This window comes from Amphritea pacifica (assembly GCF_016924145.1).
Classification (GTDB): Bacteria; Pseudomonadota; Gammaproteobacteria; order Pseudomonadales; family Balneatricaceae; genus Amphritea; species Amphritea pacifica.
Window position 1 is genome coordinate 100,459 of sequence record NZ_JAFFZO010000012.1, and the last position, 20,421, is coordinate 120,879.

At 52.9% G+C, this 20,421-nt stretch carries 21 protein-coding genes and 1 other RNA gene; 14 read left to right on the plus strand and 8 right to left on the minus strand.

Going from position 1 to position 20,421, the window contains the following annotated elements; translation table 11 throughout:
* Window positions 1–6: 6 nt before the first annotated feature.
* Window positions 7–1,989: a HAMP domain-containing methyl-accepting chemotaxis protein gene (locus JW499_RS08585; protein ID WP_205210213.1), complete on the plus strand. Its 1,983-nt coding sequence runs from the start codon at window positions 7–9 to the stop codon at window positions 1,987–1,989.
* A 74-nt stretch (window positions 1,990–2,063) separates the two neighbouring features.
* On the opposite strand, the gene JW499_RS08590 is transcribed toward JW499_RS08585, so the two are convergent.
* Window positions 2,064–2,576 (minus strand): glycine cleavage system transcriptional repressor, encoded by a 513-nt coding sequence (locus JW499_RS08590; RefSeq protein ID WP_232846299.1) that lies wholly within the window; start codon window positions 2,574–2,576, stop codon window positions 2,064–2,066.
* A 298-nt stretch (window positions 2,577–2,874) separates the two neighbouring features.
* Between JW499_RS08590 and JW499_RS08595 the strand changes: the two genes are divergently transcribed.
* Both JW499_RS08595 and JW499_RS22655 read left to right on the plus strand, forming a co-directional pair.
* A complete protein-coding gene (locus JW499_RS08595; RefSeq protein ID WP_205210214.1) occupies window positions 2,875–3,795 on the plus strand; it encodes an AEC family transporter in 921 nt (306 codons plus the stop codon).
* A gap of 187 nt (window positions 3,796–3,982) precedes the next feature.
* Complete coding sequence (locus JW499_RS22655) at window positions 3,983–4,108, plus strand: hypothetical protein (RefSeq protein ID WP_261832957.1); 126 nt, start codon at window positions 3,983–3,985, stop codon at window positions 4,106–4,108.
* Between the two features lie 6 nt (window positions 4,109–4,114).
* Here JW499_RS22655 and JW499_RS08600 read toward each other — a convergent pair whose 3' ends face one another.
* From JW499_RS08600 to JW499_RS08615, 4 genes are all read right to left on the minus strand, one after another.
* Window positions 4,115–4,720, minus strand: a complete 606-nt coding sequence (locus JW499_RS08600) for a 5-formyltetrahydrofolate cyclo-ligase (protein WP_205210215.1) — start codon at window positions 4,718–4,720, stop codon at window positions 4,115–4,117.
* Window positions 4,721–4,745: 25 nt separating this feature from the next.
* A non-coding RNA gene (gene ssrS, locus JW499_RS08605) (6S RNA) lies at window positions 4,746–4,925 on the minus strand.
* Window positions 4,926–5,061: 136 nt separating this feature from the next.
* Complete coding sequence (locus tag JW499_RS08610; RefSeq protein ID WP_205210216.1) at window positions 5,062–5,355, minus strand: cell division protein ZapA; 294 nt, start codon at window positions 5,353–5,355, stop codon at window positions 5,062–5,064.
* Entirely contained in the window at window positions 5,352–5,561 is a 210-nt protein-coding gene (locus JW499_RS08615; RefSeq protein WP_091360442.1) for a hypothetical protein, read from the minus strand. Before JW499_RS08615 ends, JW499_RS08610 begins: the two co-directional genes overlap by 4 nt.
* Window positions 5,562–5,604: 43 nt before the next feature.
* Here JW499_RS08615 and JW499_RS08620 point away from each other — a divergent pair, with 43 nt between their 5' ends.
* From JW499_RS08620 to JW499_RS08655, 8 genes are all read left to right on the plus strand, one after another.
* Window positions 5,605–6,297 carry a UPF0149 family protein gene (locus tag JW499_RS08620; RefSeq protein WP_205210217.1) on the plus strand — a complete coding sequence of 231 codons (693 nt, stop codon included), beginning with the start codon at window positions 5,605–5,607 and terminating at the stop codon, window positions 6,295–6,297.
* Window positions 6,298–6,314: 17 nt separating this feature from the next.
* Window positions 6,315–7,628 carry a Xaa-Pro aminopeptidase gene (gene pepP / locus JW499_RS08625; protein ID WP_205210218.1) on the plus strand — a complete coding sequence of 438 codons (1,314 nt, stop codon included), beginning with the start codon at window positions 6,315–6,317 and terminating at the stop codon, window positions 7,626–7,628.
* 67 nt (window positions 7,629–7,695) lie between these two features.
* Window positions 7,696–8,970: a 2-octaprenyl-6-methoxyphenyl hydroxylase gene (gene ubiH / locus JW499_RS08630; protein WP_205210219.1), complete on the plus strand. Its 1,275-nt coding sequence runs from the start codon at window positions 7,696–7,698 to the stop codon at window positions 8,968–8,970.
* A gap of 45 nt (window positions 8,971–9,015) precedes the next feature.
* Window positions 9,016–10,275: a UbiH/UbiF/VisC/COQ6 family ubiquinone biosynthesis hydroxylase gene (locus tag JW499_RS08635; protein ID WP_205210220.1), complete on the plus strand. Its 1,260-nt coding sequence runs from the start codon at window positions 9,016–9,018 to the stop codon at window positions 10,273–10,275.
* Window positions 10,276–10,516: 241 nt separating this feature from the next.
* On the plus strand, window positions 10,517–11,623 hold the full coding sequence (gene gcvT, locus JW499_RS08640; RefSeq protein WP_205210221.1) for a glycine cleavage system aminomethyltransferase GcvT: 1,107 nt from the start codon (window positions 10,517–10,519) through the stop codon (window positions 11,621–11,623).
* 23 nt (window positions 11,624–11,646) lie between these two features.
* Window positions 11,647–12,039 (plus strand): glycine cleavage system protein GcvH, encoded by a 393-nt coding sequence (gene gcvH / locus JW499_RS08645; protein WP_091360452.1) that lies wholly within the window; start codon window positions 11,647–11,649, stop codon window positions 12,037–12,039.
* A 119-nt stretch (window positions 12,040–12,158) separates the two neighbouring features.
* Window positions 12,159–13,349, plus strand: a complete 1,191-nt coding sequence (locus tag JW499_RS08650; protein ID WP_205210222.1) for a class I SAM-dependent rRNA methyltransferase — start codon at window positions 12,159–12,161, stop codon at window positions 13,347–13,349.
* Window positions 13,350–13,376: 27 nt separating this feature from the next.
* A complete protein-coding gene (locus JW499_RS08655) occupies window positions 13,377–14,414 on the plus strand; it encodes an NADP(H)-dependent aldo-keto reductase (protein ID WP_205210223.1) in 1,038 nt (345 codons plus the stop codon).
* A gap of 59 nt (window positions 14,415–14,473) precedes the next feature.
* On the opposite strand, the gene JW499_RS08660 is transcribed toward JW499_RS08655, so the two are convergent.
* Complete coding sequence (locus JW499_RS08660) at window positions 14,474–14,878, minus strand: CBS domain-containing protein (protein WP_091360457.1); 405 nt, start codon at window positions 14,876–14,878, stop codon at window positions 14,474–14,476.
* Window positions 14,879–15,066: 188 nt separating this feature from the next.
* The gene (locus JW499_RS08665; RefSeq protein ID WP_205210224.1) at window positions 15,067–15,720 is read right to left on the minus strand and encodes a histidinol-phosphatase; all 654 of its coding nucleotides are present in this window, start codon (window positions 15,718–15,720) and stop codon (window positions 15,067–15,069) included.
* 152 nt (window positions 15,721–15,872) lie between these two features.
* Here JW499_RS08665 and rppH point away from each other — a divergent pair, with 152 nt between their 5' ends.
* Window positions 15,873–16,376: an RNA pyrophosphohydrolase gene (gene rppH / locus JW499_RS08670; RefSeq protein ID WP_091360461.1), complete on the plus strand. Its 504-nt coding sequence runs from the start codon at window positions 15,873–15,875 to the stop codon at window positions 16,374–16,376.
* 7 nt (window positions 16,377–16,383) lie between these two features.
* Window positions 16,384–18,663, plus strand: coding sequence for a phosphoenolpyruvate--protein phosphotransferase (gene ptsP, locus JW499_RS08675; protein ID WP_205210225.1), 2,280 nt, complete (start codon window positions 16,384–16,386; stop codon window positions 18,661–18,663).
* On the opposite strand, the gene JW499_RS08680 is transcribed toward ptsP, so the two are convergent.
* Window positions 18,638–19,423 (minus strand): NRDE family protein, encoded by a 786-nt coding sequence (locus JW499_RS08680; RefSeq protein ID WP_205210226.1) that lies wholly within the window; start codon window positions 19,421–19,423, stop codon window positions 18,638–18,640. The two genes, ptsP and JW499_RS08680, sit on opposite strands and share 26 nt — an antisense overlap.
* 139 nt (window positions 19,424–19,562) lie before the next feature.
* Between JW499_RS08680 and lgt the strand changes: the two genes are divergently transcribed.
* Window positions 19,563–20,369, plus strand: coding sequence for a prolipoprotein diacylglyceryl transferase (gene lgt / locus JW499_RS08685; RefSeq protein WP_205210227.1), 807 nt, complete (start codon window positions 19,563–19,565; stop codon window positions 20,367–20,369).
* Window positions 20,370–20,421: the final 52 nt, after the last annotated feature.

Genomic DNA, 20,421 nt, shown 5'->3' on the forward strand with positions numbered 1-20,421 from the left:
GCGTGCATGAGACTGAATATTACCCACAAACTAACAGCCGGCTTCTCTTTAATGGTGCTGTTTATCATCGTAGTCGGAGCGGGTGGTTTGTTTGGCAGTAAAACTATTTCGAATCACTTCTTTAATGTTTCTGACAATGTGATCCCTTCACTGTCCGGTAGCTTTCAGCAGCTGATCTATCTGGAAGAGGTTAACTCTGAACTGTTTGCGGCATTGTCACAGGACCGGATTAAGGAACTCAACGAGAAAAAGAAGGCTGTCAAGGCGAGGATCGCTCAGTTTAATGATGCGCAGGTTGTTGTGGCTGAAAAAGCGGCTGGTGACCCAGAGTTGAAAGCCAGTATCGATAAGGTTCAGACCGTCAGCAGAGAGTTTTTTGCCGTGACCGAGAAAGTGATGGCTGACCGGAAGCAGTCGCTCATTCTGGAGTTTCAGACCCGACAGGCAGAGATTGATTTTCAGGGGCTGGGGAATACTCTCAACCTGTGGGTAAAATCCCTGTACGAGAATCAGGTGGATCAGAGAGTGCTGGACAAAGCGGATGACCTGATGGTGGCGTTCAGTATGCACCGTTTTCATCTGGTGGATTTTCAGCGCACCAATGATATTACCAGGCTGGAGAAAGAGCTGAAAGACAATCAGGGAAAGCTGAAGCAGGCGCTGGCGGCGATCGGCTCTGACGTTCCCAATATCCATCTGTTAAAACGCACCATCAATTCAGTCAATAACCATCTTTATCAAGAGGGTGGGCTGGTTGACTATTACAAGCAGAGGGCTAAGGCTGAGGCTGAGCTTGCGCAAAGCCTGACAAAAACCGATAGCCTGATTTCGCAGGCGCGTGCTGCGGTCAGTGCGTTTATCACAGCCAATAATGAGCTGGCCGGGAATGCCCGGAACGAAGCACAGCAACTGGTTAATTTCAGTCAGGTGGGCATATTAGCGCTCTCTGTGGGGTCCGTCGTGTCTGGTCTGATCGTGGCGATCATACTGATGCAGACTATCCGGGTACCACTGGCGCATATTCATTCGGGGCTGAGTGCATTCCGCAAGGGCGACCTGAGTGTTGTATTTGAGGTTAAGCGCGAAGATGAGTTTGGTGACCTGAGCCGTTACCTGAACTCTGTCGTTGAGGAGCTGAGGGATATCTTGCAGAAAGTCGCTTCGGGGGCTGACCGTTTATCCAGTGTGGCTAACCGCAATGCCTCGATTAGCCAGCAAACGACTGATGCGATGAGCGCTCAGGGGATGAAGCTGGAGCAAACTTCTTCGGCTGCGGTAGAGATGGAGCACAGTGTTTCTGAAGTGGCCGGTCATAGTAAGACAACACTGCAGGCGGTGCATGAGTTCGAAGCTCTGAGTCAGGATGTCAGTCAGCAGATGCTGGATACCGTTGCCAGTATCGAAACACAGGCAAAGGGTATTGATCAGGCGATGGGGGTGAGTAATGAGATGGCAGCGTTTGGTAACCAGATCGTTATGATTCTGACCACGATTCAGGATATCGCTGAAAAAACAAATCTGCTGGCGTTGAATGCTGCTATTGAGGCAGCCCGTGCGGGGGAGCAGGGCAGAGGTTTTGCTGTGGTAGCGGATGAGGTGCGGGGCCTGGCCGGGCGTACCCGTGATTCGGTTCAGGATATTCAGGATATGGTCGGTAACATGCAGAATGCCATCACCCGGGTGTCCGAGGTGATGAACCAGAGCTTCGAGCAAACCCAGAATTGTGTTGAACAAGCGGGTCGGTCACAGCAGGTGTTGCAGGCGATGAATCAAGCAGTGTCCCATATCCGTGACCTCAACGCCTTCATTGAAACAGCGGCGACTGAGCAGGCGCAGGCGGTGGCTGAGGTGAGCCAGACACTGGTGTCGATCAATGCCACGGCAGCGGAGACATCGCAGGGGGCTGTAGTCGCCTCTGAAAGCAGTCAGGAGCTGTTGGATGTCGCCCGTCAGCAGCAGTCCTTGCTGGCACGCTTCGCGATCAGTTGATAAGCGGGCCAGTCTGAGCAACAAAAAAGCCCGTCAGATTCTGACGGGCTTTATTTATGCAACCGCCACCGGCATCAGTTCAGAGTGATATCCACCATCAGATCGTTGGCAATCGCTTCGAGTGACTGCTGTAGGTCGTCCAGATCGACTCCCGCAGGAACAGTCAGCTCGGCGTCTGCCTTGAACAGCAGCTCGGCTGACATTGAACCACTGACCAGCTCGGTGGATAACCGCTCAACATTGATGCTGTAACGATTAAGTGCCTGCGAGATCTCCCGGACAATACCGGGCTTGTCGTGGCCGATCAGTTCCAGCGTGATGCTATTGCTCTCGCCGGGACTGTGTGCTTCAGTGCTGCGTTCTGCGACCACCTTCAGGCCTTGAGATTGCAACTGCTGCAGCGCCTCAATCAGCGAGTCTGCGTGGTTTTCCGGAACGGATACAATCAGTATGCCGGCAAATTTACCCGCCAGGCGGGACATGCTGCTTTCCAGCCAGTTACCTTCATTGCTGGCGATGGTCTGGGACAGCTGTTCTACTAGTCCGGGCTTGTCCGGGGCGATCACGGTCAGTACGAGGGATGTCATTATAGTTACTCCTTTATTATACCAGGCCGGATCACTGTCCCCGTTGATATCGGCCGTCATGCCTGCCTGTGACGTACAGGCGTATCAAACTTTGCGAGTAGAGCGGATCGGGATACTACCGGATTTACACTCCTGATCTCTATTCAGAAGAATAGCTGCCGCGTGCAAAAAGTGCTGACAACCAGGGGGGATCATCCCATAATTCCACAGATTATTGATTACTTTCGTATTGGTCGCTCTTATTGCCTGCCATCTAACCGCAGCTGTAGGACAGGGATCTATTGGATTATATACACAGATGAGCGGGATTCTCACGGCTTTATGGCCGGTTTTTGCATTGTTATGTATTGGACATATTATTCGCCGGACTGGTTTTCCCGGCGATGGTTTCTGGGAGCCTGCAGAAAAGCTGATCTATTTTCTGCTGTTTCCGACACTGCTGGTTTATAAACTGAGCCTGGCGGATGTCGGAGCTGTTCCGGTTGCTGAGGTTGCCCTGGCGGTAATTCTGCTGCTATTCAGTGGCACGCTGATACTGCTCGGTATTCAGCGTTTCAGACCGCTGGCGAACAGCAGTTTTACCTCGGTTTATCAGGGGGGGATGCGTTTTAATACCTATGTGGGGCTGGCCTCGGGCGCCGCTCTGTTTGGGGATACCGGGGTGGCGGTTGCGGCGGTGATTATTGCGGTGATGGTGCCGCTGTTAAATCTGCTCTGTGTGTTGATTTTTAGTCTCTACACCCGAAAGGACGCCGGATATCTCAGTGCTTTGCTGGCGGTGGTGAAAAACCCGCTGATAGTTGCCTGCTTTGTCGGTATTTTTCTTAATCTGTCGGGTATTGGTCTGCCGTGGATGGTGGCTTCAGTAGCTGGCTTGCTGAGTGGTATCGCTTTACCTCTGGCGCTGTTGGCGGTCGGTGCCGGACTGAATCTTACTGCACTGCGCAAGGCGGGTGGCGCCGTTATCTATAGCAGCATCATTAAACTGGTGCTGTTTCCCTGTCTGATGTTGCTGATCTGCCGGTTGTTTGTTGTTTCTCCCGAGGTCGCTCAGGTATTGATACTCTTTAGTGCGTTGCCAACAGCACCTTCTGCATATGTTCTGGCCCGGCAACTGGGGGGCGATGCCGTACTGATGTCTGCAATCATAACCGGGCAAACACTGCTCTCTATGCTGATAATGCCGGTGGTTTTGTCGATTTTCCCACTTTTTCTGTGAATTTCTGGAAAAAGATGGAACTTATGTCATGGAATTGCTGTCTTCTCTTAAGCTTTTAAAGCATTTGTCGATAAAGCGTATGTAACGTCTTAAAAATACATGGTAAAAATGCTTGTGTTTTTTAGTTTTTATGGAAGAATGTGCGCGCTTTTGACTTAGTGAAATAAACTTTCCGAGCAGTAAAAAAATGAAAAAAGGCCCCGATCTGGTTGTCGTGTTAATCGCTGTGTTTGTACTGGGAACCGTTTTTACAGGTGTCAGTCATGCCGATATCGAGTTTGCCTCGATAGTCGGGCAGGTGTTTAATAACTAAATCCGGTTATTGGGCAGCGTTATAGAAGCGCTGTTCGGTGGCCACTCCTTCCAGTGGTATATCCCAGCTTTCGGTTGTCAGCTGGTCCACTTTCTGCAGGTCATGAGCCAGTCCGATCAGGCGGGTTCCCCTGTTTTTACGCCAGCTCTGTTTAAATGCAAAGGTACGGTCGTAGTAACCCCCTCCCATACCGAGCCGCCCCCCCTCATTATCAAATGCCACCAGCGGCAAAAGCACCAGGTCCAGTGCCCAGGCCGGGCGGCGTGGCGCCCGTATAATTGAAGGCTCTTTGATACCGTAGATGTTATCCGTTAAGAGCGTTTCTTTTTTATATTCAATAAACCAGAGACGGTTATGACGAACCGGATGGAGCACGGGAAGGAAGCACTGTTTACCCTGTTTGCGACAGTAATCGATTACCTGTTCGGCACTGATCTCACCATCGCTGGCAAGATAGAGCGCGATAGTGCGACTGCGGCGGAACTGAGTTAGCCGTCGTAAGGTTGCGAGTAATCCGTGCGCATGCTGACGTTGCTGAGCGGGAGTCAGGCTTCGCCGCGCTTGGCGCATCTGGCGACGCAGATTCTGTTTAAAATCTGTGGCTTTATTCATAGGTTGGGTGCAGCAGAAAAAGAAAAGACTCCCCAGGGTTGCGGCGCTGATATCGGCCCTGAACCCGAAGGTTCAAGGTGGCAGCCTCCGGAGAACATTAGGCTTTCCGTCTGGCGGACATGCACATCAGTTAACCAGGAAGCTTCCAAAAGTGTGATTATCGGCTCAAGGGACTAAATCAGACTACCAATAACCTCAGGGAGCTGGCTCCATTATACCGCTCCGAAACGGAATGTCAGCCTTGAAATAAAACTTAACTGTGCTAACAGATAAATTGGCTGGCTAGTAACCTTATGAAAAGTAAGCTTATTAATTAAAGATGAAAAATATTCATGGCAGGATCAGGGTGCATCCGGCAGTGTCTGCTCAATCAGATGGCTCAACTGATTGAGTCGGGAGTGGGTCTCGTTGCGTTCTGCCGCCTGGTTTGATTGCAGCTCATAGGTGATATTCAGTGCCGCCATCACAGCAACCTTTTCGGAGCCGATGATGCGTCCTCCGGCACGTATCTCCTGCATCTTTTTATCCAGATAGGAAGCTGCTTTAAGTAGCTCTTCTTCGGCTTCCGCCGGACAGGCGACCACATACTCTTTGCCCAGCAGCGTGACGGAGATATTTCGCGGGGAACTGCTCATGCCTGCTGCTCCAGTGTTTTAAGGCGACTGATCATCGCTTCGATTTTCTGCTCTGTCTGCCCGGTGATCTGAAGGCGCTGGTTGCGCTCCTCTTTCAGTGCCGCGATTTGCAGGTGCAGATCCCGGTTTGACTGCTCAAGTTGCTGGCAGTGCCGGATCAGCTCATTGATCTGTTGTTCCAGTTTATCGAACGCTTGCGCAGACATAGGTATAAGACTCAGTTATCAGAGACAGTATGATAAGCGGAAAATGGTTGGTAATCGAGTGCTGTTTCGTGGTGCCACCGTAGTTGAAGTGCTAGGATATGAATCCAGAAAAGTTAAGTCGATACAGAGTAGCTCCGCCATGCCCGAAACGCAGTCCCCCGAAGATTATCTCCCCGAATATTATGAAATGTGCGATGTGCTGGTCGCCGAAGACAGTATGACCAGTAGTGCCGCTGAGTTGCACGGTTTGTTGTGCGGCTATCTGTCCGCTGGTGCCCGCTTCAGTCACGAAACCTGGCTGAAGCTGGCCGCTGAGCTGACTGATATTACAGAATTTCGCCATGAGTCCTCTAAGCTCGCATTTACCGACCTCTATGACGGCGTGGTGGCGCAGCTGGAGCAGGGCGATTTCGGCTTTCAGTTGTTGTTACCCGATGATGATCTGTCCATGGCCGAACGGGCCGAAGCGCTGGGATGCTGGTGTCAGGGGTATCTGACCGGTTTTGGTCTGCAGGGTGGACATACCAATGAATCGCTCTCGGATGAGCTGAAAGAAGCGCTTGCCGATATGGAACAGATCGCTCAGATTGAGCTGGAACCCGAAGCGGACGAAGAGAGTGAGGCGGATCTGATGGAGCTGCAGGAATATGTCCGTATCTCATCGATGATGATCTTTGGCGAGTTTAATGCTCCGCCGTCACCGGAGGAGGTTGCACCGGGTGCAACCCTTCACTAACAGGAGTGACTACCGAGATGCGAATCAGTCAGTCAGGTTTTGCCGCCCGTCGTCAGCAGTTGATGGATCAGATGGCACCGGGCAGTGTTGCGGTTATTCCGGCAGCGGCAGATGTGCCACGTAACCGGGACGTTGAGTATCCCTTCCGTCAGGATAGCGATTTTTATTATCTGACCGGTTTTAATGAGCCGGACGCTCTGTTGCTGCTGATACCGGGGCGGAGTGAGGGGCAGGTGGTGATCTTTTGTCGTGACCGGGACCCTGAGATGGAGATCTGGAACGGGTATCGCGCCGGACCTGAAGGGGTGTGCAAACAGTATGGTGCCGATCAGGCCTATCCGGTAGCCGAAATGGATGAGCGGATGGCTGAGTTGCTGGAGGGCAGGGCTCGGCTTTATTACTCTATGGGAAGCCGTGAAGTGCTTGATGGTCAGGTGCGTAACTGGCTTAACGATATCCGTAAGAAAGCCCGTCTGGGAGCGGTTGCTCCGTCTGAAATCGTTATGCTGGACCACCTTCTGCATGAGATGCGGTTGTTTAAATCAGCGGAAGAGGTCGAAGTGATGCGGGCTGCAGGACGGATTTCAGCTGAAGCCCATGTCCGGGCGATGAAGGCGTGTCAGCCGGGGTTGCTTGAGTATCAGCTGGAGGCGGAGATAACGCATCATTTTGCGATGAACGGCTGTCGCCTGCCTGCTTATTCCTCCATTGTGGGGGGCGGTGATAATGCCTGCGTGCTGCACTATACCGAGAATCGGGATAAGCTGAAAAACGGTGATCTGGTGCTGATCGATGCGGGCTGTGAGCTGGACTACTATGCCGGTGATATTACCCGTACCTTTCCTGTTTCCGGGAAGTTCAGTCCGGAACAGCAAGCGGTCTACGAGCTGGTGCTGAAGTCTCAGTTGGCGTGTATCGAAGCGATTCACCCCGGGGTGCCCTGGATCCGTATCCATGATCTGTCGGTTGAGATATTAACCCAGGGACTGATTGATCTTGGGCTGCTCAAAGGTGATCTGGAGGGTTTGATTGAAAGTGGCGCCTATAAAACGTTTTATATGCACCGTATCGGCCACTGGCTGGGTATGGATGTGCATGATGTTGGTGATTACAAAGTGAATGGCGACTGGCGTCCACTGGAACCGGGTATGGTGATGACTGTGGAGCCAGGCATCTATATTTCTCCACAGAACGAACAGGTGGATAAGAAATGGCGTGGTATCGGTATCCGTATTGAGGATGATGTGCTGGTGACCGAAAATGGCTACGAGATTCTCAGTGCCGGTGTGCCAAAAAGTGTGGCTGAGATCGAGCAGTTAATGGCTCGTTAAGCCTTATGTACAAACATCTTTTTACGCCCGTTGCTGGCGGCCTTACGTTTTAATAACCCGGACGACTATGAAGCAGCATTACGATATTTTGATCATTGGTGGCGGTATGGTAGGGGCCAGTCTTGCTGCGTCGCTGATCCCCGCCGGGAAACGGCTGGGACTGTCTATCGCTGTGGTTGAAGCGTTCCCGATGCCTGATGCCGACAGTGCTGAATACCAGCCCAGTTATGATGCCCGGGCGACGGCGCTGGCCTATGGCAGTCGTCTGATCTACGAACAGATCGGTATCTGGGAGCAACTGCGTGAACATCTCTCTCCCATCACTGATATCCATGTGTCAGATAAGGGACGATTTGGTGTTTCCCGACTCAATGCCGGGGATGAGAACGTCGCGGCGCTGGGGTATGTGGTAGAAAACCACTGGTTGGGCCGGGTACTGATGAACCGCTTAGCTCAGCCGGATGCTGCGCATATTGATCTGCTCTGTCCTGCTGAGGTAACCGCAGTAAGCTACCAGCAGCAGAATATGGCGGTGACACTGAGTACCGCGGGATCTGAACACGCGCTGACAGCTGAATTAGTGGTGATGGCTGATGGTGGCCGCTCAGGGTTGCGCGAGCAACTGGGCATCGGTTATCAACAGCAGGGCTATCATCAGCATGCTCTGGTCACCAATATCAGCCCGGAAAGCAGCCACCATCATATCGCCTATGAACGTTTCACCGACACCGGGCCGATGGCGCTTTTGCCTCTTGAAGACCTGCCCGCAGATTCAGCGAGTGGACAAACCGGAGTTCGTCACCGGATGGGGTTGGTGTGGACCGTACCCGATGACCAGATAGAGGAGCTGATGGCGCTGAACGACCGGGCGTTTATTGAGCGGGTGCATGAGCGGTTTGGTTACCGGGCCGGCGTGTTTGTTAAAGTGGGAGAACGCTACAGTTACCCGCTGAAGCTCAGTGTCGCCGATGAGCAGGTGCGGCAGGGATTGATCGTGCTTGGCAATGCTGCTCATGCGCTGCATCCTATCGCCGGTCAGGGATATAATCTGGCGTTACGGGGCGTGGTGTCTCTGGCGGCTGAGCTGATCCGGGCCCGGGAAGCGGGTATCGGTTTGGGGGATATCAACCACCTGACCCGGTTTGCCCGGCAGGTGCGTCAGGATCAGCAAAAAACCATCGGTTTCAGTGACAAAACCATGAAACTTTTCTCCAACAGTCATCCTCTGCTGGCGCTGGGACGTAGTGCCGGTTTACAGTTGCTGGATATCTGCCCGCTGGCGAAAACAGTGTTTGCCCGCAGTGCCATGGGACTTGATCAGCCCACCCCGGATCTGCGCTAATTTACCCAGCATCTGCCTGCTGCTTAGCGGTGTAAGAGGACTCGAATGACACAAAATAACGAAACAGATCTGGTGATTGTCGGCGCCGGTATGGTGGGGCTGACACTCGCGGCTCTACTGGCAGACAGCGGTCTGCGTATCCGTATTCTTGAAAGCCGGGAGATCGATCCGGCGAATGCGCTGGCGTGGGAGCACAGTCAGCGGGCAAACGGCTATGATCCCAGGGTGAGCGCGTTGACTGTAGCCTCGCAGCAGGTATTAACAGCGGCGGGTGCCTGGCAGCAGATCGAACAGATGCGCTTGATGCCCTATCGGGCAATGGATGTCTGGGATGGCGAGGGTAGCGGGGCGATCCGCTTTGATTGTGCTGAGCTGCACGAACCCTGTCTCGGACATATTGTGGAAAACCGGGTGACCCAGGCCGCACTGCTGAATCGGGTGCAGGGGCAGGAAAACTGTGAACTGTTTGTGGCTGTGCGATTGCAGGAGCTCTCTGAACCCGACGCAGATGCCATGCGCACGCTGACACTCAGCAATGGTGAAGTGATCCGGGCACGCTGTGTGGTGGCGGCCGATGGTGCCCTGTCGAATACCCGTCGGCTGGCGGGGATCGGCATGTGGGAGTGGGATTATGGACATCACGCCATCGTCACCACTGTCGCCACGGAAAAGTCTAATCAGGCGACCTGCTGGCAGCGTTTCACGGAGGATGGCCCGCTGGCGTTTTTGCCACTACCTGACCCGCACCTCAGTTCGATTGTCTGGTCAACCTCTCCAGATCATGCCAAAGCGCTGATGGAGCTGGATGAAGCCGAGTTCTGTCAGGCCTTGGGGCGCGCTTTTGAAGAGCGTCTGGGAGTGGTGCAGCAGACCGATCAGCGGTTTGTCTTTCCTCTGCGCCAGCGCCACGCAAAACAGTATGTTAAAGCAGGTTTCGCCGCTATCGGCGATGCGGCACACACGATCCATCCGCTGGCCGGACAAGGGGTCAACCTGGGGTTGATGGATGCCGCTGCACTGGCAGAAACGATTATCGATGGTGTGGCGGACGGAGTGGCCTGGAATTCTGAATATCATCTGCGCCGCTTCCAGCGCGCGCGGCAGAGTGAAAACCTGCAGATGGCCGCAACTATGGAGGGCTTTAAGCGTTTGTTTAACACCCATAATCCGTTACCCCGGTTGCTGCGTAATAGCGGTATGAGCCTGCTGAATACGCTGGCGCCGGTGAAAAATCATATCGTTCAGCAGGCGATGGGGCTCAGTGGTAATCTGCCTCGTCTGGCTCGCAGACCTGTCAGGGATTAAACGGTTTAATTGCGCCTGGTAACAGCGATCGCGCAGCCGCAGAGTCTCATCGATAGCGGAAAAACGTTATATAGACTAATTGATCCGGGTGAATCTGAGAGCAAAATTTGCACTGTCAGATAATTCTATATACATTGTCTGCCCTTTTCAGATATAGCCCTTAGCTTTAATGCTGAATAACAATTAATAGTGTCAGTTACAGAGTGGCGACAAAGTCGCTCAGGATAAAAGAGTTAAGAATATGGGACAGCAAACCGCGCTTTACCAGAAACACCTGCAGATGAATGCTAAGCTGGTCGACTTTGGTGGCTGGGATATGCCTATAAATTATGGTTCTCAGGTTGAGGAGCACCATAAAGTACGTACCGATGTGGGAATGTTTGATGTATCCCATATGACGGTGGTTGATGTCACCGGTGCCGATGCCAAAGAGTATCTGCGCTATCTGCTGGCGAATGATGTGATACGCTTGAAGGAGCGCGGAAAAGCGCTCTACAGCGGTATGCTGAATGAGACCGGCGGTGTGGTTGATGATCTGATTGTCTATCTGATGACCGACCCGGACGTCGCCGGAGAGTGGTTTCGTGTAGTGGTTAACTGCGGCACCCGGGAAAAGGACCTGCGCTGGATGGCTGATCATACTGCGGGCTTTGACAATGTCGCGCTGACCGAGCGTCCGGAACTGGCGATGGTGGCAATTCAGGGGCCCAATGCGCTGGCCCGGGTGATCTCGGTTGTGAGTGAATCCAGAGGCAAACTGATCGAGAATCTGAAGCCTTTTCAGGGACTTGAATCTGAAGGCTGGTTTTTTGCCAGAACTGGCTATACTGGTGAAGATGGGCTTGAGGTGATGGTGCCGGAGGAGTATGTTGCAGACTTCTGGCAGGCGCTGGCGGATGCCGGTGTAGCCCCCTGCGGACTAGGGGCGCGTGATACATTGCGCCTTGAAGCGGGTATGAATCTGTATGGTTCTGATATGGACGAGAAAATTTCTCCACTGTCGGCTAATATGGGTTGGACAATCGCCTGGGAACCGGCCGATCGCGATTTTGTCGGTCGTCAGGCGCTTGAAAATCAGCGCAGTGCTGGTGTAAAACAGAAGCTGGTGGGGCTGGTACTTGAAAGCCGGGGTGTTCTCCGCAGCCATCAGAAAGTGATGATTAATGGTGAGGAAGCGGGTGAGATCACCAGCGGTACTTTCTCACCGACCCTGGGTTGTTCTATCGCAATGGCCCGGGTTTCAGCTGAAATTGCTGATACATGTCATGTTGATATGCGTGGCAAACTGGTAGAAGTAAAAGTGGTAAAACCGTCATTTGTGCGCAATGGCGCGAAAGTGTTTTCATAAACTCTCACTGTAGGAAAGAGAAAATGAGCGATATCCCAAGTGATCTGAAGTATGTTGCCAGCCATGAATGGATCCGTGACGAAGGTGACGGCGTGGTTACTATTGGTATTACCGATCATGCCCAGGATCTGCTGGGTGATGTAGTATTTGTTGAGCTGCCTGAAGTCGGCGCTGAATTTGCTACAGGTGATGATCTGGGTGTAGTCGAGTCGGTTAAGGCTGCTTCGGATGTATACGCGCCGCTGAGTGGTGAAGTGATTGCCATCAATGAAGAGCTGGAAGATGCGCCGGAGCTGGTCAACAGCGACCCTTATGGCGATGGCTGGTTTGTACAGATCCGTCTCTCCGATGAGAGCGAGACCGATGACCTGCTGGATGCGGATGGCTACGCTGAACTGTGCGAAGCTGAAAGCTGATCAGAACTCTGATCATAGATATTTAAGCCCTGCCCCTGCGGGGCTTTCTGTTTTCTGGGGACACAGGATATTGCTGTGGTTGCCCGACACAATAACTGCAATTCTGAAGGTAACTCTCCTTGCAACAACTACGTTTGAATCCCGGCGCTGATAAGCGTCTTCGCGGTGGCCATGTCTGGATCTACAGCAATGAAGTGAACACTAAGCTTACCCCGTTGAAGCAGTTTACCCCGGGCGAGCAGGTGGTGGTGGAGAGCTCTTCAGGTAAGCCGCTGGGGCTGGCCTGTGTCAATCCTAACTCGCTGATCTGTGGTCGTCTGGTGAGTCGCAGTGTGAAGATCCCGCTGGATCGCTCGCTGATTGTGCATCGTCTGAATATTGCGCTGTCACTGCGGGAAGCCTGCTTTGACACCCCTTGCTACCGTCTGGTGTTTGGTGACAGTGATGGTTTGCCTGGCCTGGTGATCGATCGCTTCTTCGATGTCTTTGTGGTGCAGATTTCGACTGCGGGTATGGAATTGCTGAAAGAAGACATCGTAGCGGCACTGGAAAAGGTGTTTAAACCGCAGGGTATTTTGTTCCGTAATGATGGCAAGATGCGCCTGACCGAGGGGCTGGAAAGTTATACCGAAGTCGCCTTTGGTGAAGTGCCGGAGCTGGTGCCGTTTGAAGAGAATGGTGTGTCTTTCCTGGCGCCGGTACACAAAGGTCAGAAGACCGGCTGGTTCTATGATCACCGTCTTAACCGGGCGCGGATGCAGCAGCATGTTGAAGGTAAACGGGTGCTGGACCTGTTCAGCTATATCGGTGGCTGGGGCGTGCAGGCACTGGCGGCGGGTGCGGAGCATGTTACCTGTCTGGATGCCTCTGAGTTTGCCCTGGATATTGCCCAGGAGAATGCGGTTCTGAATGGCGGTGAGGAACGTTTTACCACTATTCAGGGCGATGCCTTTGATGGCTGTAAAATGCTGCTGGAAGAGGAAGAGAAGTTTGATGTGGTGATCGTTGATCCGCCAGCCTTTATTCAGAAGCGCAAAGATATTCGGAATGGTGAGCAGGCGTATAAGCGGATCAATCAGCTGGCGATGCGACTGGTCGCCAAGAACGGTATTCTGGTATCGGCATCCTGTTCGATGCATCTGCAGCGAGAGCGGCTGGTGGATATCATCCGTTCGGAAAGCCGCACACTGGATCGTCAGGCACAGATCTTTGATCAGGGGCATCAGGGCGGCGATCATCCGGTGCATCCGGCGATCCCTGAAACCGATTATCTTAAATCATATTTTGTACGACTGTTGCCAGTTACCTGAGCAGGCAGCGAAAAGAGGGGAAAGGGTATGGAGTATAAGTTACTGGGTAGCAGCGATCTGAATGTCAGTCGTATCTGTTTGGGGACGATGACGTTTGGGCAGCAGAACACCGAAGCAGAAGCGCATCAGCAGCTGGATTACGCTGTCGCCCAGGGAATCAACTTTATTGATACGGCTGAGATGTACCCGGTTCCCCCTATGGCTGAAACTCAGGGGCGTACGGAACAGTACATCGGTAGCTGGTTAAAGGCCCGGGGTAATCGGGATCAGGTGATACTTGCCACTAAAGTGGCTGGCCCTGCTGAGATGGCCCAGCATATTCGTTCCGGCCTGTGTCTGGATGGGAACAATATCCGGGCGGCGGTGACCGCCAGTCTGCAACGGTTGCAAACCGATTATATCGATCTCTATCAATTGCACTGGCCTGATCGGGCGACCAACTTCTTTGGCGAGCTGAATTACTGTCATCAACCAGAGCGGGATGGTACGCCGTTGCTAGAGACGCTGGAAGCATTAAAAGCGCTGGTGGATGAAGGGTTGATACGCCACGTCGGATTGTCCAATGAGGTGCCCTGGGGGGTGATGAAATTTCTCAGTTATGCCGAGTCTCTCGGACTGCCCCGGGTGGTGTCGGTACAGAACCCTTACAATCTGCTGAATCGCAAAGATGAAGTAGGCCTGACCGAGGTGCTGCATCGCGAAGGTGTAGACCTGCTGCCCTATTCGCCGCTGGCCTTTGGCACCCTGAGTGGTAAATATCTGGACGGCAGTGCCGGCCCTGATGCGCGCATCAATCAGTTTCCGCGCTTCTCGCGTTATTTTACTGAACAGGGACTCAAAGCCACCGCGGCGTATGTGCAGCTGGCCCGTGATCATGGTCTCGACCCGGCACAGATGGCGCTGGCGTTTGTAAACAGCCGTCCATTTGTGGGCAGCAATATTATTGGTGCAACCACCATGGCGCAGCTTAAAAGCAATGTCGACTCTATCGACCTGACGCTGTCCGCAGAGGTTCTGGAACAGATCGATCAGATTGGGATTCAGTACTCAAACCCCTGCCCCTGATATTGCGAATCTTTACTGCGCTCTTCCCCTGATAATATGCAGGGAGGAGCGCTGTATTTTCAGGCCACTCTGCAACGCTTCAGTTGCTGATTCAGTGCCGCCATCACCTGCCCCCGCTTAACCACACCCACCAGAATCCCGTTCTCTACCACAGGGTATATTTTGGGTTTATTAATCGCCATCATCTGCGCCAGTTCAAGAGCGGTGTTGGTTGGTTTCACGATAAGTGGATCACGTCGCATCATATCTTTTACCAGAACATGGCTATCACAGTGGTAACTGTCACCCAGCAGGTAGGGGATGCAGTCCTGTTCTGACAGGAATCCGGTGACATGTTTTTTACCATCCGTTACCGGCAGCCCGAGCATATTGCTGGCGAGAAGGTGATCTACGGCTTGTGGTAACGACATCTCTTCATTTAATGGAGTCATGTTTTCAGACATGATCTCTCTAACCAGAATCATCGTCTTGCTCTCCTGTTGTTGAGTTAGCATATGGCTTTTTGCACACATGCTATTTACACAGTTTTGCAGTAAATCGCGGATTTAACCAATCAGAATTGACTATTTAGCGGATAGTGAAAATTAAATAGGGGGAAGGGGCCGATCCGGGCAGAGGGGAGGCTCCGCCCGGGGCAGAAGGGGCGGATGGATTAACGCAGGCTGATAATGGGCCAGCCTCTCTCTTTGGCGGTCTGCTCCAGTAACGCATCCGGATCGACGGCGATAGGGTTGTCGACCAGTTCCAATAGCGGCTTGTCGTTGATTGAATCACTGTAGAAGTAACTGTTCTCCATGGAGTGGCCGGTCTGTTCAAGCCATGCCTGGAGCCGCTCAACTTTACCCGACTGGAAGCAGGGAGTACCGGCAATCTTTCCGGTATAGCGCCCGTCAATCTGCTCCGGGTCGGTTGCCAGGGTGGCGTCAACACCCAGCTCAGTCGCGATAGGGGCGGTGACAAACCGGTTGGTGGCGGTAATAATCAGCAGAAAGTCGCCCTGTGCACGGTGTTTTTGCAGCAGGGTGGCCGCTTTATCCAGCATCATCGGTGCCACTTTGGTTTTCATGAACTCCTGGTGTAGCTGTTCCAGTCTCTCAGGCTCATGTTCGCTCAGAGGCTTCAGGGCGAACTCCAGGAACTCATAGATATCCAGTGTGCCCGCTTTATACTGCTGGTAGAAATAGTCATTTGACAGACGGTATTGTTCCGCATCAACAAGACCTTTATCGCACAGGAACTCGCCCCAGGCATGATCGCTGTCGCCGTTCAGCAGTGTATTATCCAGATCAAAAATGGCCAGACTCAAAGTGACCTCTCCAACTTAATTCAGGGAAGCGCCTAGAATAGAGGCTTGCTGTGAAGGAGGCAAATGCAAATCTCTGGCAATTGATGGGTTAATTTGCTGAAAGACCTGAAGTTGTGGAACAATAGCGAAAAAGAGTTTGTAAGGAATTCACCGTGATAGATTCAGATGGGTTCAGGCCGAATGTCGGTATCATTCTGGCTAACTCGATGGGTCAGGTGCTTTGGGCAAGACGTATAGGGCAGAATGCATGGCAGTTCCCCCAGGGGGGCATTAACGCGTCAGAATCGCCGGAACAGGCGATGTATCGGGAACTAAAAGAGGAGATCGGGCTCTCACCTGAGGATGTTGAGGTGATCGCTGTTACCCGAGGCTGGCTTCGTTACCGGCTGCCCAAACGCATGATAAGGCACCATTCCCATCCGGTTTGTGTCGGACAGAAACAAAAATGGTTTTTGCTGCGAATGTTGAGTGATGACAGCGCAGTGGTTATTGATTCAACTAATTCGCCGGAGTTTGATGGCTGGCGATGGGTCAGTTACTGGTATCCTCTGGGACAGGTTGTGGCCTTTAAACGGGATGTGTACCGCAAAGCGATGCGGGAACTGTCGCCTAAACTGACACGTTTGGTACTGGGTGGCTGGTATTTAAAGGAGTAAGCATTACATGCTGGAAACGCTGCGCAAAATTGTACAGGAGGTTAACGCCGCACCTGATCTTGAATCGGTGCTGGATGTTATCGTCCGCCGGGTGCAGCGAGCCATGCGTACAGATGTATGCTCTATCTATCTGATAGACCCGCAGCGTGAACGCTATGTTCTGATGGCGACTCAGGGGCTGAATCGAAAGTCAGTGGGTCAGGTATCCCTCTCTCTGGATGAGGGGGTTGTCGGGATGGTGGGTCAGCGTGCTGAGCCGATCAACCTGGAGGATGCTGCCACCCACAGTGCATTTACCTACCTTAAAGGCACTGGCGAGAAGAAGTTTCATGCTTTTCTTGGGGTACCTATTATTCACCACCGGACGTTGCTGGGGGTTCTGGTTGTCCAGCAAAAGCTGATCCGCAAGTTCGACGAGTCTGAAGAAGCATTTATGGTGACGATGTCAGCTCAGCTGGCAGGTGTCATCGCCCATGCGGAAGCGACAGGCTCAATACTGCAGATCTCGGATCATACCAAAACGGAATCAGACCGAAAGTTCGAGGGCGTTTCCGGTTGTATTGGAGTGGCTATCGGGCCTGCGGTGGTGATGACACCGCTGGCCGATCTCAATGGCGTGCCGGATCGTAAGATAGACGATATCAAGGCTGAAGTTGCGAAGTTCAAGAGCGCCCTGGCTCAGGTGCGTCGGGATATCAAGCGGGTGGGGCGCAGTCTGGCCAAACGGCTGCGATCAGAAGAGCGTGAGCTGTTCGATGTCTATATCCGGATGCTGGATGATAATGCCCTGGCGGGTGAGATTATCTCGCGTATTAAAGAGGGGAGCTGGGCGCAGGGGGCTTTAAGGCAGGTTATTGGCGAACATGTGCAGCAGTTTTCCATGATGGATGATCCCTATCTGCGAGAGCGGGCAACCGATATCCGCGACCTTGGCCGCAGAATGCTGACCTGTCTGCAGGAGTCGGGTCCCTCACTGTCAGAGATTGAATTTCCCGAAAATACCATTCTGGTTGCCGATGAACTGACTCCCGCGATGTTGGGTGAAGTGCCCACAGAGAAGCTTATCGGTCTGTTATCGGTGCATGGCTCGGGTAACTCCCATGCTGCGATTCTCGCCCGCTCGATGGGGATTCCGACAGTGATGGGGGTGGTTGACCTGCCCTATACCCGGATTGAGGGGCTGCAGGTTATTCTCGATGGCTATTCCGGCCGGGTATTCGTTAACCCTTCGCTGGATCTGATTCAGTGTTATCGCGATATTATCCGGGAAGAAAATGAGGTCAATGCCGGGCTGGAAGGGCTGAAAGAGCTGCCAGCAGAAACGACCGACGGTTATCGTATGCCGTTGTGGGTGAACACCGGTCTGATTACTGATGTGGCGCGTTCGCTGGACCGGGGGGCTGAGGGAATCGGTCTGTATCGTACCGAGATCCCTTTTATGATCCGGGATTTTTTCCCCAGTGAACAGGATCAGATGGAGACCTATCGTAAACAGCTTGAAGCGTTTGCACCTCGTCCGGTGACCATGCGAACCCTGGATATTGGTGGTGATAAACCGCTGCCATACTTTCCGATTGAGGAGGATAACCCTTTTCTTGGCTGGCGCGGTATCCGGGTTACGCTGGATCATCCGGAGATCTTTCTGGTGCAGATCCGGGCGATGCTTCGCGCTGCTGAGGGGCTGAATAATCTGCGTATTATGCTACCGATGGTTACCAGTGTGCATGAGGTTGATGAGTCTACCAAGCTGATAGCTCAGGCCGTAGAGGAGTTGCGCGAAGAGGGGCATGTAATTAATCAGCCCCTGATCGGGGTGATGGTAGAAGTGCCTGCCGCGGTGTATCAGGTGAGGCGGTTTGCCCGGCGGGTCGATTTTATCTCGGTGGGTTCTAACGATCTAACCCAGTATCTGTTGGCTGTTGACCGCAATAATCCCCGGGTGGCGAGTCTTTATGTGCCCTATCATCCTGCGGTTCTGAAAGCGTTGCAGTTTATTGTGCATGAAGCGCACAAGGAAAATGTCTCGGTCAGTATCTGTGGTGAGATGGCGGCAGACCCCGGTGGGGCTATTCTGCTGATGGCGATGGGCTATGATGTGCTCTCCATGAACGCAACCAACCTGCCGAAAGTTAAGTTTGCCCTGCGGGGCATCAGCTTTGATCGTGCCCGGGAACTGCTGAATCAGATTATTGTGATGGATGATGTGGATAAGATCCATATGACGCTACGCAATACACTCAAGGAATTGGGGCTGGGACAGCTTACCCGGCCGACCATTCCTGATTAAACTCTTTTTCTAACTGAAACCGGATGCGGGTGCATCCGGTCGCCCCCTGATCGTTATAGTTCTGCTCGACAACCTCTACCTCGCCATTATGTTTAATCAGTAGTGCCGTCGTTGCCCGGGTGCCATAGTTGTCTGAGTGGATAAAACTGGAGGAAAGTCGCCGTTCCAGTTCAATGTCAATGCCGGTATCAGGCAGCAGAGTGTCAGGATATGTTTTTCTGTCAGCCATCAACTGTATGAGGTTTTCACCGCTTAACTCGCCGGTATCGATACAGGTTTTTAATGCTGCTTTACGGGCTTCAAGCTTGGGCCAGGGGGTATCGAATACCGCATTGCTGATACCATGTATGCCTGCAGGAACCGGTTGCAACGGGAGGCTGCGGTTTGACAGATAACAGAGCTGGTTGCCATCATCGATCAGTTGATTGAAACCGTCAAAATCATCGGTGGCGGTGTTGTGGATAAAAGCATCACAGCTGTCAGTGCTCAGCAGAAATGCCAGTGGCAGGTTGCCCCGGGAGCGGATGCCCTGTTGTGGTCGCCGGCCATCCCGGTGATTGGTCAGCGCAGAGAAACGACCGTTGCGGGTCAGGCCCAGCCAGGTGCCGCCCTGCTCCAGGTCCTGACCTGCCAGTAGTTGAGGTTGATCGGGCCAGTATTGCATCGGCCGGGTAGGCCGGTGGTAAAACTCATCCCGGTTAGCGGTGAGGATCAGTCGGTAATCCGGGTGGTAGTTATAGGCGAACACAATCAGGCACACGGTCAGCTCTCTTTTTAGATGGGCGGATTAGTTATATAACAGCTTCATTTAAAATCAAAATCTGTCATTTATCTATTGTAGGATGCGTTGCAGGCGTGGTTATATCTGGGCTGATTTAAAGTAAGGGAAGAGCGTTTTGATGTGGGTTCACAATATTGATCCGATTGCGGTGGCGTTAGGGCCGTTAAAAATTCACTGGTATGGGCTGATGTACCTGGTTGGTTTTGCCTCCGCCTGGTACCTCGGCGGCAGGCGTGCCCGGCGCCCGGGCTCCGGCTGGACCGAGGAGCAGATCTCCGATCTGATTTTCTGGGGAGCGATTGGGGTAGTGCTGGGTGGCCGGTTTGGTTATGTGGTGTTTTATAACTTCGGTCAGTTCCTTGACGATCCGTTGTGGTTATTTGCCATATGGGAGGGCGGGATGTCATTCCATGGTGGCTTGCTGGGGGTGATCGCCGCAATCGGTTATTTCGCGCATAAGTACCAGAAGAGTTATTTTGATATCGGTGATTTTGTCGCGCCCCTGATCCCTATCGGTCTGGGAGCGGGGCGGATCGGTAATTTTATTGGCGGCGAACTCTGGGGGCGGCCAACGGATCAAAGCTGGGGCGTTATCTTTCCCCGTACCGGGGATATGATCGCCCGGCATCCTTCGCAGCTTTATGAGTTTGCTCTGGAAGGGGTGGCGCTATTTGTTGTTTTATGGTTTTACTCGGCTAAACCCCGGCCGAAAATGGCGGTGTCGGGGATGTTTTTACTGCTCTACGGTATCTTTCGTACCAGTGTGGAGTTCTTCCGTCAGCCGGATGTCCAGCTTGGTTTTGTCGCGCTCGACTGGATGACCATGGGTCAGGTGTTATCACTGCCGATGATTGTGATCGGTGCAGTGTTGTTGTTGCTGGCTTACCAAAAGGCAGCGTCCACTAGAGAAGTATCAGGCCGGTAAAGGATGTCGTGCCGGGCAGTATTCCCCCGGCACTGGGTGTCTGGTGGGATAG